The organism is Jeotgalicoccus marinus DSM 19772, from assembly GCF_000425825.1.
Classification (GTDB): Bacteria; Bacillota; Bacilli; order Staphylococcales; family Salinicoccaceae; genus Jeotgalicoccus; species Jeotgalicoccus marinus.
This window is the reverse complement of sequence record NZ_AUEE01000005.1, coordinates 168,060-182,387: the sequence shown is the minus strand read 5'-3', so window position 1 is coordinate 182,387 and position 14,328 is coordinate 168,060. Positions and strand designations below refer to the sequence as shown.

The 14,328-nt window shown below is 35.6% G+C and carries 17 protein-coding genes and 1 pseudogene; 14 read left to right on the top strand and 4 right to left on the bottom strand.

Features of this window, described 5'->3' with window-relative positions:
- A pseudogene (locus tag H624_RS12340) lies at positions 1-149 on the top strand (IS200/IS605 family transposase); the annotation flags it as partial.
- A gap of 121 nt (positions 150-270) precedes the next feature.
- On the opposite strand, the gene H624_RS0103615 reads toward H624_RS12340, so the two are convergent.
- From H624_RS0103615 to H624_RS0103600, 4 genes are read right to left on the bottom strand one after another with little or no spacing between them, the layout of a single operon-like run.
- Positions 271-657, bottom strand: coding sequence for a rhodanese-like domain-containing protein (locus H624_RS0103615; protein ID WP_026866384.1), 387 nt, complete (start codon positions 655-657; stop codon positions 271-273).
- Between the two features lie 25 nt (positions 658-682).
- Positions 683-901 carry an SA1362 family protein gene (locus H624_RS0103610; RefSeq protein ID WP_026866383.1) on the bottom strand — a complete coding sequence of 73 codons (219 nt, stop codon included), beginning with the start codon at positions 899-901 and terminating at the stop codon, positions 683-685.
- Complete coding sequence (locus tag H624_RS0103605; protein WP_026866382.1) at positions 901-1,806, bottom strand: DUF1385 domain-containing protein; 906 nt, start codon at positions 1,804-1,806, stop codon at positions 901-903. Before H624_RS0103605 ends, H624_RS0103610 begins: the two co-directional genes overlap by 1 nt.
- 14 nt (positions 1,807-1,820) lie before the next feature.
- Positions 1,821-2,381 carry a hypothetical protein gene (locus H624_RS0103600; RefSeq protein WP_026866381.1) on the bottom strand — a complete coding sequence of 187 codons (561 nt, stop codon included), beginning with the start codon at positions 2,379-2,381 and terminating at the stop codon, positions 1,821-1,823.
- 115 nt (positions 2,382-2,496) lie between these two features.
- On the opposite strand from H624_RS0103600, the gene H624_RS0103595 reads away from it, so the two are divergent.
- From H624_RS0103595 to recN, 13 genes are all read left to right on the top strand, one after another.
- Entirely contained in the window at positions 2,497-3,555 is a 1,059-nt protein-coding gene (locus tag H624_RS0103595; protein WP_026866380.1) for a M24 family metallopeptidase, read from the top strand.
- Positions 3,556-3,570: 15 nt separating this feature from the next.
- Positions 3,571-4,128 (top strand): elongation factor P, encoded by a 558-nt coding sequence (gene efp, locus H624_RS0103590; RefSeq protein ID WP_026866379.1) that lies wholly within the window; start codon positions 3,571-3,573, stop codon positions 4,126-4,128.
- Between the two features lie 100 nt (positions 4,129-4,228).
- Positions 4,229-4,657, top strand: a complete 429-nt coding sequence (gene accB, locus H624_RS0103585) for an acetyl-CoA carboxylase biotin carboxyl carrier protein (protein WP_026866378.1) — start codon at positions 4,229-4,231, stop codon at positions 4,655-4,657.
- Positions 4,657-6,003 (top strand): acetyl-CoA carboxylase biotin carboxylase subunit, encoded by a 1,347-nt coding sequence (gene accC, locus H624_RS0103580; RefSeq protein WP_026866377.1) that lies wholly within the window; start codon positions 4,657-4,659, stop codon positions 6,001-6,003. The genes accB and accC overlap by 1 nt, the downstream gene beginning before the upstream one ends.
- A 122-nt stretch (positions 6,004-6,125) precedes the next feature.
- The gene (locus H624_RS0103575; RefSeq protein ID WP_026866376.1) at positions 6,126-6,476 is read left to right on the top strand and encodes an Asp23/Gls24 family envelope stress response protein; all 351 of its coding nucleotides are present in this window, start codon (positions 6,126-6,128) and stop codon (positions 6,474-6,476) included.
- 25 nt (positions 6,477-6,501) lie between these two features.
- On the top strand, positions 6,502-6,885 hold the full coding sequence (gene nusB, locus H624_RS0103570; protein ID WP_026866375.1) for a transcription antitermination factor NusB: 384 nt from the start codon (positions 6,502-6,504) through the stop codon (positions 6,883-6,885).
- Between the two features lie 5 nt (positions 6,886-6,890).
- A complete protein-coding gene (xseA, locus tag H624_RS0103565; protein WP_026866374.1) occupies positions 6,891-8,237 on the top strand; it encodes an exodeoxyribonuclease VII large subunit in 1,347 nt (448 codons plus the stop codon).
- Positions 8,224-8,430, top strand: a complete 207-nt coding sequence (xseB, locus tag H624_RS0103560) for an exodeoxyribonuclease VII small subunit (RefSeq protein ID WP_026866373.1) — start codon at positions 8,224-8,226, stop codon at positions 8,428-8,430. The genes xseA and xseB overlap by 14 nt, the downstream gene beginning before the upstream one ends.
- Positions 8,420-9,289, top strand: a complete 870-nt coding sequence (locus tag H624_RS0103555) for a polyprenyl synthetase family protein (RefSeq protein WP_026866372.1) — start codon at positions 8,420-8,422, stop codon at positions 9,287-9,289. The genes xseB and H624_RS0103555 overlap by 11 nt, the downstream gene beginning before the upstream one ends.
- Positions 9,290-9,380: 91 nt before the next feature.
- Complete coding sequence (gene dxs, locus H624_RS0103550) at positions 9,381-11,270, top strand: 1-deoxy-D-xylulose-5-phosphate synthase (protein WP_026866371.1); 1,890 nt, start codon at positions 9,381-9,383, stop codon at positions 11,268-11,270.
- Complete coding sequence (locus H624_RS0103545) at positions 11,251-12,039, top strand: TlyA family RNA methyltransferase (protein ID WP_051220464.1); 789 nt, start codon at positions 11,251-11,253, stop codon at positions 12,037-12,039. The genes dxs and H624_RS0103545 overlap by 20 nt, the downstream gene beginning before the upstream one ends.
- An 88-nt stretch (positions 12,040-12,127) precedes the next feature.
- Positions 12,128-12,580, top strand: coding sequence for a transcriptional regulator AhrC/ArgR (gene ahrC / locus H624_RS0103540; RefSeq protein WP_026866369.1), 453 nt, complete (start codon positions 12,128-12,130; stop codon positions 12,578-12,580).
- Positions 12,581-12,594: 14 nt separating this feature from the next.
- Positions 12,595-14,259, top strand: a complete 1,665-nt coding sequence (recN, locus tag H624_RS0103535; protein WP_026866368.1) for a DNA repair protein RecN — start codon at positions 12,595-12,597, stop codon at positions 14,257-14,259.
- Positions 14,260-14,328: the final 69 nt, after the last annotated feature.

The window sequence follows — 14,328 nt, the reverse complement described above, 5'->3', positions numbered from 1 at the left end:
ACAGAACGTTTTGGGCGAAGGGATACTATGTGAGCACCGTCGGACTGAACCAAAAAACGATTGAAAAGTATATCAGAGAGCAGGAAGCAGATGACAGGGTGCTCGATTCAATTTCAAAACGAGAATACGTGGATCCATTCAAAAAGTAAAACCAAATAAAAGGTAAAGTGAATAGCGGTTGGCAGTCTTTTGAGAGCTCCCTTTAGGGAGTATGTGCGGAATGAGCCCTTATAGGGCTGAAAAAAAGCCACCCGTTATACGGGTGGATACTTACTTAGTCTTAGATTTGATTTTACCCGTCCATTTGGCGATACCTTGTTTTAAAATATTGATATCCTTATGACCATCTTTTTTCAACATACGTGCTGCTCTTAGTGCTGTTCTTCCGTTTTGATCGTACAGAAAAACTGGTTGATCTTTACGAATGCCACCTTTTTTCATTTGGAAGGTAGAAAGGGGAATATTTCTTGCACCAAGAATATGACCATGGTTAAATTTATCTTTTTCTCTTAAATCAATCAATTGAACCTTTCTTAGATCTTTACCAAATTCTTCTTCAGATAACATGTTCACACCACGCATGCTAATATAAGCATTGATAACAAGCGCGATGATAATAACTGCTAAGATAATTAATGCAATAATCCAACTTTCCACTTTAAACTCTCCTTAAAATCTATATTTATTTTTTCTTTCTTCTTCTCTTTGCCTGTCTAAGGGCTTTTCTATATTTCCTTTGATCTTCAGTTAAGATGAAGAAATAGTAAATGCCATACAAGACCAAACCTAATACTAATAGGAATATGAGTGAACTAACAATCATGCTTAAGACAGCATCTAAATTCATCAAAAGACCGATAGCAGCAATAGCGAGAATGATAATTAAAATGGCTCTTTTCATTATTTTTCACTCCTTAATAGGTGATTAAAAGAATGTATCGCAACATCAACCTGATCATCTTTAGGGTTTTTAGTTGTTAAATATTGTAACCATAATCCTGGTTGCCCTAAATATTTTAACACAGGTACGCTACGCAATTTATTTGTTATCTGTAAAACCTCAAAAGACAAACCGAGTACAACGGGAATGAGAAGAATTCGGTTAATTATTCTTACATGAAAGGGTTCCATCGGAACGAACATATAAATCACAAAGCCAACAAGTACAGTAAATAATATAAAAGAACTACCACATCTATAATGAAGTCGTGATTGCTTTTGTACATTTTCTACTGTCAATTCTAAGTCATTTTCATAACAGTTAATGACCTTATGTTCTGCACCGTGATATTGAAAGAGTCTTTTTACCATTGGGGTCAATGATAAGAGATAGATATAACCGAGTAAAATGATGAGTTTAATTAATGTTTCTAAGAATACTTGACCAAATTTACCAGTAATTACACCTGAAAATACTTCTGCAATAAAGACCGGTACTAGAGTGAGTACAAATTTTGCAAATAAGAAAGTGAGAATTGCAATAATTGCTGTAGTAATCGCAACTTTAGCTGTACTTGTATTATTTTTTTCAGACTCTATTTTGTAGTCGTCTTTAGGGTCACGTTCATAGCGATCTGTTGCAAAGTCCATCGGCTTCATACCGTATACGACTGCCTCAAAAATCGCAACAATACCTCTTATAAAAGGGATTTTTTTCAGTTTAATTAAATTTTTGTTCTTGGGTCTTGGCATATCAAAGTATTCAATTTCACCAGTCGTGCGTCTGATCGCTGTTGCAATATGATCTGTAGACTGGAACATGACACCTTCTGGTACTGCCTGACCACCATAAATATTTTTAGTCATCTAAGCCATCCCTCTTATAGGTATTCAGTTGCCTGTTTAAGTTGATTGACGGCAGTGTCTAAAAGCTCAACATCGTCACTGGCAATTGCATCTGCTATATCAGTAACTGCCTCATCAATCTCTTCATTAGCAAGTACAATATTTTCATTTTCTCTTTCTAATACATCTGTTAATTCTAGGTCACTGACTGAATCATCAAAAGTTTCAATTGTTTCTTTAATTGAATCCCGAACTTTTACCACTTCTCCAGCTTTTACTTCCTCATCATTACGATAAGTCAAAATAAAAGCATCGAGTTTTTCTAAGTCTTCGGTCAAACGATTACTATAAGTCTCAACAATGCTAACATATTGCTCGACATTAGGGTTATCCATGTCGCGTTCAAAATTCGCGATATCTGTATCCAGGTTTTCTAAATGTAAGGATAATTGTTGGTTTCTGACTTGCTCAGTTTGTAATAGACTTTCGAGTTCACTTTTATATTCTTCTTGTTCTTGTAAAGATTCTTCTGGACTGTTAGCTGAACATCCTGCTAGAAGCAGAAAAAATGCAGCCGCAGTGAGGCTTTTTTTCATTGCACATTCTCCTATATATCATTAGACTATTCTAACATGTTAGCGTTAAAATATAAAAAGAAAATGAAATGGAAATTATTTTAATGTAAGATGTAAAGGAAAGGGTGACTGGGAAATGATCAAATTTGACAAAGTTCAAGCTTTAATTGAAAGAGAAAATCTCGATGCATTAATCATTATGAGTGACCATAACAGAAGGTATTTAAGCCGATTTACTGGTTCAAGCGGTGCCTTGGTCATTACGAGTAATCAGCGTTACTTACTCTCTGATTTTAGATATAATGTACAAGCTCAACAAGAGGCGACTGAATTTGAATTTGTCTTACAAGAAAAGGGTCTATTAGAATCTATTGTAAACTTACTTAATGAAACAGGTGCAAAAAGAGTCGGTTTTGAAGGGGAACATGTAAATTATAATACATACAAACTACTAAATGATTCCTTTGAGCTCATTGCACTGACTGGTGAAATCGAAGAAATACGTATGATTAAAAATTCAGAAGAGCTGAAATTAATTAAAGAAGCATGTAGGATTGCAGATCAATCTTATGAACACATTTTAACTTTTGTACAACCAGGTATGACGGAGTTGGAAGTTAAAAATGAACTTGAAGCGCATATGACTAAACTTGGTGCAAGTGGACCGAGCTTTGATACGATTGTTGCAAGCGGATATAGAGGTGCTTTACCGCATGGTGTCGCTTCTGATAAAGTAATTGAGTCAGGTGATATGGTCACACTAGATTTTGGTGCATACTATAAAGGCTATGCATCAGATATTACTCGTAGTTTTGGTGTCGGCGCTGTTTCTCCTGAAATGGAAAACATATATAATATTGTATTAGAGTCTCAGCTAAAGGCTTTAGCTGAAATTAAAGCGGGTATGACAGGTAAGGAAGCCGATTCAATTTCAAGAGACGTTATCAGTGCTAATGGATATGGCAAAAACTTCGGTCATTCACTTGGCCATAGTTTTGGACTAGAAGTACATGAACAACCTGGATTATCACAAAAGAGTAATACAGTGTTAAAACCGGGAATGTGTATTACTATAGAACCTGGTATCTATGTAGATGGCCTCGGTGGCGTCCGTATTGAAGATGACGCAGTAGTGACCGAAAATGGTCTAGAAAAATTAACACATAGCAGAAAAGAATTATTTATAATTGAATAGCATAGGAGGAATATTATGATTTCAGTAAACGATTTTAAAACAGGTTTAACAATTGAAACAGACGGAGGAATATGGAAAGTTTTAGACTTCCAACACGTAAAACCAGGTAAAGGTGCTGCCTTTGTACGTAGTAAGCTCAAAAACCTACGAACTGGTGCAACACAAGAGAAAACATTTAGAGCTGGTGAAAAAGTAGCTCGTGCTCAAATAGATAACAATAAAATGCAGTACCTATATGCAGATGGCGATTCACATGTATTTATGGATAACAACACATATGATCAACTTGAAATCCCTGCAGACCAATTAGAACATGAATTAAACTACCTAAAAGAGAATATGTCTGTTTCAATTATGATGTATGAAGGTGAAACACTTGGGGTAGAGCTACCTAAAACTGTTGAACTTGAAGTAGTCGAAACAGAGCCTGGCATCAAAGGTGACACGGCAAGTGGTGCTTCAAAATCAGCGACACTTGAAACTGGTGTGACGCTACAAGTCCCACTCTTTGTTAACCAAGGGGACGTGTTAGTCGTTAACACAGAAGAAGGGTCATACGTTTCTAGAGCATAAAAAAATTAAGAGCAGTTTTCCCTGCTCTTAAAATTAACTTGAATTGGTACGACCACCGGTGTAGAATATTTAACATATTATTTTATGGGAGAGTTTACGAATGAATTTAGAACAAGTCGATTCTTTAATCGAAAAAATGGAACGTGCGTCACTTACTGAAATTTCATATAAAGATAAAGACGTGGATATAAAACTTAAAAGAGAGCTGACACCGACTCAGGTACAAAGCCCACAAATAGTTCAAACTCCAAAACAAGAAGTTACAACATCCAGCAGTACACAGCCTGTAGATGAAGGAATAACTATAAAGGCTCCGATGGTAGGAACATTTTATAAATCACCATCACCTGAAGCAGATGCTTACGTTAAAGTTGGAGACAAAGTTTCAAGCTCTTCAGTCGTTTGTATTTTAGAGGCTATGAAACTATTTAATGAAATACAGGCAGAAGTATCCGGTGAAATTGTTGAGATTTTAGTAGATGATGGAGAAATGGTTGAATACAATCAACCATTATTCAGATTGAAATGATAAAAAAAGTATTAATTGCAAACCGTGGAGAAATTGCGGTCAGAATTATTCGTGCTTGTCACGAATTAGGTATTGATACTGTTAGTATTTATTCAGAAGCAGATGAGGATAGTTTACACCGGAAACTAGCTACAGAATCATACTGCATCGGACCTAAATTATCGAAGGATAGTTATCTAGACATGATAGGTATTATCACTATTGCGCAGTCAACAGGATGTGATGCAATACATCCTGGTTACGGGTTCTTAGCTGAAAATAGCGATTTTGCGGAAATGTGTGAGACATCCAATTTAATATTTATAGGACCAATGTCTGAAACTATTTCATTAATGGGTGTTAAAGATGTCGCTAAACAAACTATGATAGAAGCAAATGTACCGACTGTACCAGGTAGTGACGGCGTCGTAAAATCATTAGAAGATGCTTATTCTATTGCAGATGACATCGGTTATCCAATAATTATTAAAGCGAGCTATGGCGGTGGCGGTAAAGGTATACGTGTTGCAAGGAACAGAGATGAACTTACACAAAATTATAAGCTGACAGAACAAGAGGCTGAAAGTGCGTTCGGTAATAAGAGTTTATACATCGAGAAATTTATTGAGAACTTTAGGCACGTTGAGATTCAGGTCCTAGGTGACTATCATGGTAATGTTGTCCATCTAGGTGAAAGGGATTGTACCGTTCAAAGAAGGATGCAAAAACTTGTTGAAGAAGCACCAAGTCCCGTAATCAGTGAAAAAACTCGTCAAGAGATGGGTGAAACTGCTGTACGTGCAGCTAAAAGTATCGATTATATTGGTGCTGGAACAATAGAGTTTATATACGATTTAAACGATCATAAATTCTATTTTATGGAAATGAACACGCGTATACAAGTTGAGCACCCAGTCACAGAAATGATTACAGGTGTCGATCTTGTCAAAGCACAAATACAAGTTGCGATGCACGAACCCCTCCCATTCAAACAAAGTGATATTAACTTTGAAGGTCATGCTTTTGAATTTAGAGTGAATGCAGAGAATCCTCATAAAAACTTTATGCCTTCTGCAGGTAAGATCACAGAGTTCTTACAACCTGGTGGTTTTGGTGTAAGGATGGATACAGCCTCTTATTCAGGTTATGTGATTCCACCTTTCTATGACTCAATGATTGCAAAACTTATTGTCCATGGAAAAGACCGTGACGCTGCCTTAAGTATTGCACGTAGAGCTTTAAAAGAATTTACCATTGGTGGGATTGATACAACAATTCCATTTCACCAAAATCTTTTAGAGAACCAGTCATTTATAGACAATAATTACAATACTAACTTCTTAGTAGAAGAAGACATTATGAAATAAATACTATAATCAAAATGAAAATCGGACGTATATTACAAAACGTAGTGTACGTCCGATTTTAATGTCAAACTATTTTTATAAGCAGAAATGTCATGGTATAATATTGATGTGAGGTGATCGTAATGATTTTAGAAAATCATAGTACAGCTTTAGGCAATATTGAAATTTCTAGTGAAGTGATAGAAGTAATTGCCAGCATCGCAGTAGAAGAGACTAAAGGAGTTCACTCATTGCAAAATAACTTTGCCAGTGGTAATATCGAAAAGATTGGTAAGAAGTTTCGAGGCCGCGGTGTCAGGGTTGAAACAAAAGATGACAAAATTCATATCTCTATCTATGTTGTTTTATCGACTGACCGAAATGTGCATAACGTGGCTGAACGCATCCAAAACAATGTTAAACAGACAGTAAATGATATGTTAGAAGTGACTGTCAATGAAGTAAACGTGCACATTGTCAACATTATAAAATAGTATACAGATAGGTTTAGGTGTAAGCATGAAAAGACATGAACAAAGACAAAAGGCATTCCAATTACTTTTTCAAACGGACAAAGATATTGTAGATTTAACGAATGCTAAATATTATGAAATATATCAGAGTGAGATGTTTATAAAAGCCATAGTGGATTATTATTTCGCAAACGGTGAAAGTATAAATGGTAAGATTTCATCCAGCCTAACTGGATATACGATCGACCGAATATCTAAAGTAGAACGCAATATCTTACGTATCGCAATCAGTGAGTTGGAAGTTCATGATTCACCTGTAAAAGTCGTTATTGATGAAGCTGTCAGACTTGCAAAAAATTACGGAGATAAGGATAGTCATCGTTTTGTAAATGGTGTACTTAAGAACTTTGCCGTACAAAATGAAGGGTAAGTTATATGGATAGTAATAAGTATTTAACTGTTCAATCTTTAACAAAATATATTAAATATAAATTTGACAAAGACCCGTATTTACAACGGGTCTTTCTTAAAGGTGAGCTATCGAATGTAAAGCACCATTCAAATGGTCACATCTACTTTTCAGTTAAAGATGACGCATCAGTAATCAATGCAGTTATGTTTAGATATGATGCAGAAAAACTAGATTTTAAAGCGGAAGAAGGACAAAACGTCTTACTTTCTGGAAACATCACACTCTATGAAAAAAGAGGGCAGTATCAGCTATATGTCAAGGAAATGCAGATTGATGGTGTCGGACAATTATTTTTAAAGCTTGAAGAGAATAAAAAGTACCTAGAGGAGAAAGGGTATTTTAAAGCGGACTTAAAAAAAACAATTCCAAGATTTCCAGAACATATTGCAATTGTTTCTTCAAGTACGAGTGCAGCCATTAAAGATATGATTACGACATTGACAAGACGTTATCCTCTCGTCAAAGTGTCGCTCTACAATACATATGTTCAGGGTGGTCTTAGTAAACAGAGTGTTATTAATAATTTAATGGCAGCAGATAAACTCGGTGTAGATACAATTATTCTTGCCCGTGGTGGCGGATCAATTGAAGATTTGTGGACTTTTAATGAGTTGGATGTTGCCATGACCGTTGCTAATTTAAAAACCCCTATTATCACCGGAGTCGGTCATGAAACAGACTTTACACTCGTCGATTTTGTGAGTGACCTAAGAGCACCAACACCGACGGCTGCTGCAGAACAAGCTGTACCAAATCAAAGAGATTTACAGGTTAAATTAGAAGAGTTTAATCGACAGACGACGTATCAATTAAAAAATAAAATCTCCACTGATAGAAAACAACTAGAGAATCTTGCATCATATTATAAGTTTAAGAACCCTAATTTACTGTACATTGAACAGACTGAAAAACTACATGACTTCAATAAGAATATAGAGCGTTCGATGGTCAAGCAACTAACCCTATTTAAACACCAGCTGGACCGCTTAAATACTAGCTTATCTTATATGAGTCCGTCACCGAGTATTAATAAGTATCAGCAGGACTTAAATCGTTATCGTGATGGACTTTATCGTGGTGTTAGAAAAGTTCATAGACAAAAAGCGGAGTCCTTAAATAATAATATTCAAGTTTTAGAGTCTGTCAGTCCGACACAGATACTAAAAAGAGGCTATTCTTTTACAACATTTAATAATAAAATTGTCTCAGATGCAAAGGAATTAAATAAGGGCGATTTTGTAGATATATCATTTAGTACCGGCAGTGTGACCGCCGAAGTTATAGAGGTGAATGAAGATGACAAAAAATGAAGCAACCTTCGAAATGAAAATGACACGACTTGAAGAAATCGTAAAATCTCTAGATGAAGATGGTTTATCTTTAGAAAAGTCACTTGAACTCTATCAGGAAGGTATCAAGCTTTCCAAAGAATGTGATGATATTCTTAAAAATGCAGAATTAAAAGTCGAAGAGCTAGTTGGAGATTCAGAAGATGAAGAATAAATATATAGATGAAGTAAGACAAAATATATTAGCTCATCTCGAATACTCCAAACACTCAACAACTATATTTGATGCGAGTCGATATTCCATTGAAGCAGGGGGAAAAGGTCTACGTGCGACACTCTTATTTACTGTGTTAGACGCGCTTGGCGAAACGCCTATGAAAGGCTTAAGTGCTGCTTCTGCTATCGAGATGATTCACACATATTCACTTATTCATGATGACCTACCAGCCATGGATAACGATGACTTAAGACGCGGTAAACCAACCAATCATATCGTTTTTGGTGAAGCGACAGCGATATTAGCAGGTGATAATCTACTAAATGAAAGTTTCAATGTCATTAGTAAAGATGAGTCATTATCTGCTGAAGTGAGAATCAAATTAATTGAGACAATCTCAACTGCCAGTGGTCAGTCCGGCATGATAAGCGGTCAGATGTTAGATATTGAAGCAGAAGAGAAGATTACTTCATTAGAAGAATTAGAAATTATACATTCCTTTAAAACCGGTGCTCTAATAAAAGCGCCAGTCCTTTCTGCATGTATCATCGCTAATGCAAGTGAATCAGTTAGTTTACAACTTGAACGATTTAGTGAAATTATCGGTGTGCTCTTTCAAATTAAAGACGATATTCTAGATATAGAGGGACAGGTTGAACTCACAGGTAAGAATTCTGGTTCAGATGTTAAAAAAGGTAAGGTTACTTATGTGAGTGAACTTGGATTAGATGGTGCGAAGTCGGCATTAGCAGAAAAAGTTGACCAGGCTAATATGATACTTGAAACTTTAGAAAGAGACATTTCCATAGAGGGATTAAGACAAATTGTCTCTATATTTGCTGACAGAAACCAATGATAATTCATAGGTATATGAATTATCATTTTTCTTTTTGGGAGTACTATATAGTGTTATAATGAGTAATAGTAAATTTAAAGGTGGTTGCTATATGAATATATATAGTATTGAAGAGCCTTCATTTCTGAAAAACTTAAATGATAAGGAGCTCGAAGAACTTGCAAGTGATATTAGGGAATTCCTAATAGAATCATGTGCAATTACAGGCGGCCACATCGGAGCAAACTTAGGTGTTGTTGAATTAACAATTGCCCTTCATAAGTACTTTGATTCGCCAACTGACAAACTGATTTTCGATGTCGGACATCAGGCATATATACACAAGATCCTAACGGGTAGAATCGATAAGTTTCCTACACTTCGTCAATACGAAGGCTTATGTGGTTTTCCTAAAATGCGAGAAAGTGAACATGATGTATGGGAAGCGGGCCATTCATCAACGTCCTTATCTGCAGCGATGGGATTTGCCAAAGCGAGAGATATTAAAAGTGAAAACAGTCATGTCGTCCCAATTATTGGTGATGGTGCTTTAACTGGCGGTATGGCTTTAGAAGCATTAAATCATATCGGTAGTGATAAGACGAATATGACGATTATTTTAAATGATAATGAAATGAGTATTGCACCAAATGTTGGTGCCTTACACAACATGCTTGGACGCATGCGTACGAATACACAGTATAATAAATTAAAACACGGTGCTGAAGGTTTTATCGAGAAATTACCACAAGTTGGAACGACTTTAAGAGATTTAGCAGACCGCGTAAAAGATAGTACTAAGTACATGTTTGTTGATGGCGTCTTCTTTGAAGAACTGGGCATTAAATACATTGGTCCAGTCGATGGTCACAGTTTCGAAGACTTAGGTGCCGCAATTAAAACTTCAAAAGAGTATGATGGCCCCGTTATCATTCACGTGATTACTAAAAAAGGTAAAGGGTACCACCCAGCTGAACATGATAAATTAGGTGTTTGGCACGGCTTAGGTCCATATAAGATGGAAACTGGAGAAGTGCTTGGTAAAAAGGAAACGGAGTCTTGGAGTGGCTTTATGTCGAACACTGTCTTAGAGCATGCAAAAAAAGATGAACGTATTGTTGCCTTAACGCCTGCTATGCCTGTTGGTAGTAAACTTACTAAGTTCCAAAATGAATTACCAGAACGTTTCTTTGACGTTGGTATCGCTGAACAACATGCTTTAACTATGGCAGGTGGTTTAGCTGCAGCAGGCTTAAAACCATATCTAGCGATTTATTCGACCTTTTTACAGCGCGGTTACGACCAGCTTTTACATGATGTTGACCGTCAAAACTTAGACGTTTTAATTGGTATAGACCGTAGTGGTTTAGTTGGTGCAGATGGTGAAACACACCAAGGTGTCTTTGATATTAGCTTCATTACACCATTACCAAATATTACGTTAATGATGCCTAGAGATGAGATAGAAGCTGCAGCTATGATTGATTTATCATTCAACACTAAGGGTCCTATGGCAATTAGGTATCCTAGAGGTAATGTCCTTGGTTTAGATCCAAGTGAAGAAAGAGCGCCAATTAAATACGGTAGTTGGGAAGTGTTAGAAGAAGGAAATGATATTGTTTTAATTTCCTACGGCCCAACTTTACAGATGCTCACTGAAGCAGCGACAACACTTAAAGACCTTGGAATTAATGCTAAAGTTATTAATGCTAGATTCATTAAGCCTTTAGATTTTGAATGCTTAGATCAATTAGGTGCCAACAGCATGCCAATCTTTGTTATTGAAGAAGCAATGCTGACAGGTGGTTTAGGTTCTATGATTGCATCATATTTTACTGATAATAAGTATAGAAATACTATTCAAAGATTAGGTATTGATAACGAATATATTGAACATGGTGATGTTGATCTACTACTCAATGATATCGGAATCAGTGTTGAAAATATCGTAAATAAAAGTCGTCGTATTGTTGAGGATAGTCATGAAAAAAATGCGAACTGATGAGTATATTTTTGAACATTTTAATATCGGCTCATTAACAGACATCCAGCGTATGATTATGGCGGGAAAAGTATTAAATAATAATGAGTTAGTCTATAAAGCTTCTGATAAGTTAGATCCCGCTAAAGCAAATATTAGATTTAAAAATGTTAAAGAGTATGTGTCTCGTGGTGGTTTGAAGTTACAACATGCAATTCGTCATTTTAATATCGATTTAAACAATAAAATCATGTTGGACATTGGATCATCTACGGGTGGTTTTACGGATTGTGGATTGAAGCACGGGGCTTCATATATCTATGCTGTGGATGTAGGTACAAATCAACTGGATTATAGCCTTAGAATAGATGAACGTGTCAAGGTCATGGAACAGACTAACTTTAAAGATACAGATATTAATGATTTCACTCGTTTACCTGAATTGATTACTATTGATGTTTCCTTTACTTCCATTGTTCCAATTCTTAGACATATTGAAGTGTTGTTTAAACAAGATTATAGTATTGTCGCCTTAATTAAGCCCCAGTTTGAGAGTTATCTTGAAGAGCGAGAAGCGCATGGGATTATAACGAATTTAGAGACCCATGAAAGTGTTATAAATCGGGTGATTGATGAAGCGAACAAGATTGGTTTATATGCGTATTCACTTGACAAATCACCGATTAAAGGTACCAAAGGTAATGTAGAATATTTATGCTACCTTAGCAATGTAGATATAAATAATAATCAAGTCAGAACAGAAGACATCACTACTATTGTTAATAGTTGATGTCTTCTGTTTTTGCTTTCCAAGAATATAAACTTATGATAATATGATGTATAAATATACACATGATTTTAACCAAGGGGGATATTCAATGTCGAACAAGTCAATCAGGCAAATAAAGATTAGAGAAATTATTACTAACAACAAAATTGAAACACAGGAAGAGCTTGTAGATAAGTTAAATGAACACAAGTTCAATGTTACACAAGCAACTGTCTCAAGAGATATCAAAGAATTGCAGTTAATTAAAGTACCATCTCCAGGCGGAGAATATGTATACAGTATGCCTAAGGATAGACAGTATCATCCACTAGAAAAGCTCGGTCGATATCTAATGGATAGTTTCGTTAAGTTGGATTTTACTGGTAACTTACTTGTCTTAAAAACCTTACCAGGTAATGCACAATCAATTGGTGCGATTATCGATCAACTAGAGTGGGAAGAGGTCGTTGGTACGATTTGTGGCGATGACACATGCTTACTCATTTGTAGAGATGAAGAATCACAGCAATTAATTAAAGATCGAATTTTTAATCTCATTTAATTGGAGTGTTGAATGTGTTACTAAGACTCAGTGTGCAGAACTTTGCTGTATTAGAAAATATAGAAGTTGATTTTTCAAAGGGCATGACAGTATTGACGGGGGAATCTGGTGCAGGAAAATCAAAAATTATTGAAGCGATCGGATACTTAGAGGGGAAACGTGCATCTCAAGAAGATATCAGGCATGGAAAGTCCGGTGCTGTCATTGAGGGTGTATTTGATTTTCCAAGTAATGAAAAATTAAATCAATTATTAGCTGACTCAAGTATTGAAGAAGATGAGTTGTATATTGTTCGTAGAGAAATTATGACGAATAGTAAAAGCTTGATTAAAATAAATAATAAGATGATCACTTTAAATCAGCTTAAAAACATTATGGAACATGTTTTATCCATACATTCTCAATCCACACATAGAGAAGTGTTAGATAAGTCCGAGCAGTTGGATTACTTGGATCGATATATTGGTTTAGTCAAGGAGGATATTTTCACAACATATACTCATGATTACCAAGCTTATCAATCTGTAAAGTCTCGTAAGGAAGAGTTAGAATATAAAGATAGAAATAGACTGACACAACTTGAATTGTTAAAGCATCAATATAGTGAACTATCAACATTAGAATTAAAAGAGGACGAAGAGACAGAATTAGAAAATGAGCTTGAGTTTTTATCGAACTATGAAAATATTAATGACGCATTAAATCAGATTAAGTCCTTACTTGTCAGTGAATATCCACCTCAAGGTATGCTTTACGATATCAATCAGTCGTTAGAAACGATTACTCGTTATGATGAGTCATACATTTCTTATAAAGATACATTGACAGATGCATATTACCTACTGACAGAGTTGAATTCACAAGTATCAAATGATTTGTCATCACTCGATTATGACAGTGACCGTTTAAATGCAATCCAATCGAGATTAAATCAAATTAATCAATTAAAGAGAAAATATACTAAAACATTTGAAGGATTGTTAGAATTTCAAACGCAATTAAAATCAGATATTGATGATTTAGAGAATATTTCACAGTCATTTGATCGACTTCAAAAAGAAGAAAAGATGCTTTACGACAAGATGGAAGCATCAGCAGAACGATTGCATCAATATCGATTGGACAGAAAACATTTTCTTGAAAGTAAATTAAGACATGAATTGTCAGAGCTTGAAATGCCAGATGTACAGTTTGAAATCAATTTAAAAGAATCACAATTTAATCCTTTAGGATACACAGACGCTGAATTCTTGATCGCAGTCAATAAAGGTGAACCACTAAAACCGTTGAATAAAATTGCATCCGGTGGGGAAGTGTCCCGTGTAAGTTTAGCGATTAAAACGATTTTCTCTGACTTCGAACATGATTCACTTATAATATTTGATGAAATAGATACTGGAGTGAGTGGTCAAGTTGCTGCGCGTATGGTAGAAAAGATGAAGTTGTTGAGTAAGCAAAGACAAGTACTCGCTATTTCACACTTACCACAAGCCGCTGCAACTGCAGATTTCCTCCTTCACGTAGAGAAATCAAATGTCGATGACAGAACACAATCTACAGCATCTTATTTAACTGAAGAGGAGAAAGTCGAAGAAATTGCACGTATGATTAGTGGATCTAAGATCACAGAAGCTGCACGTTTGAATGCAGAAGAATTGCTGAGAACTGGAAAAGAATAAGTTTCTTCCTAAATAGAAGAGGGTGGAAATCTAAAAATTAGATTTCCACCCTCTTTATTATTTACGCTG

What these genes read in the sequence shown, in the direction of transcription:
- H624_RS0103610 (WP_026866383.1), bottom strand. Translation starts at nt 901, where the DNA reads ATGAAAAGAGCCATTTTAATTATCATTCTCGCTATTGCTGCTATCGGT.
- H624_RS0103605 (WP_026866382.1), bottom strand. Translation starts at nt 1,806, where the DNA reads ATGACTAAAAATATTTATGGTGGTCAGGCAGTACCAGAAGGTGTCATG.
- H624_RS0103600 (WP_026866381.1), bottom strand. Translation starts at nt 2,381, where the DNA reads ATGAAAAAAAGCCTCACTGCGGCTGCATTTTTTCTGCTTCTAGCAGGA.
- H624_RS0103595 (WP_026866380.1), top strand. Translation starts at nt 2,497, where the DNA reads ATGATCAAATTTGACAAAGTTCAAGCTTTAATTGAAAGAGAAAATCTC.
- efp (WP_026866379.1), top strand. Translation starts at nt 3,571, where the DNA reads ATGATTTCAGTAAACGATTTTAAAACAGGTTTAACAATTGAAACAGAC.
- accB (WP_026866378.1), top strand. Translation starts at nt 4,229, where the DNA reads ATGAATTTAGAACAAGTCGATTCTTTAATCGAAAAAATGGAACGTGCG.
- H624_RS0103575 (WP_026866376.1), top strand. Translation starts at nt 6,126, where the DNA reads ATGATTTTAGAAAATCATAGTACAGCTTTAGGCAATATTGAAATTTCT.
- nusB (WP_026866375.1), top strand. Translation starts at nt 6,502, where the DNA reads ATGAAAAGACATGAACAAAGACAAAAGGCATTCCAATTACTTTTTCAA.
- xseA (WP_026866374.1), top strand. Translation starts at nt 6,891, where the DNA reads ATGGATAGTAATAAGTATTTAACTGTTCAATCTTTAACAAAATATATT.
- xseB (WP_026866373.1), top strand. Translation starts at nt 8,224, where the DNA reads ATGACAAAAAATGAAGCAACCTTCGAAATGAAAATGACACGACTTGAA.
- H624_RS0103555 (WP_026866372.1), top strand. Translation starts at nt 8,420, where the DNA reads ATGAAGAATAAATATATAGATGAAGTAAGACAAAATATATTAGCTCAT.
- dxs (WP_026866371.1), top strand. Translation starts at nt 9,381, where the DNA reads ATGAATATATATAGTATTGAAGAGCCTTCATTTCTGAAAAACTTAAAT.
- H624_RS0103545 (WP_051220464.1), top strand. Translation starts at nt 11,251, where the DNA reads ATGAAAAAAATGCGAACTGATGAGTATATTTTTGAACATTTTAATATC.
- ahrC (WP_026866369.1), top strand. Translation starts at nt 12,128, where the DNA reads ATGTCGAACAAGTCAATCAGGCAAATAAAGATTAGAGAAATTATTACT.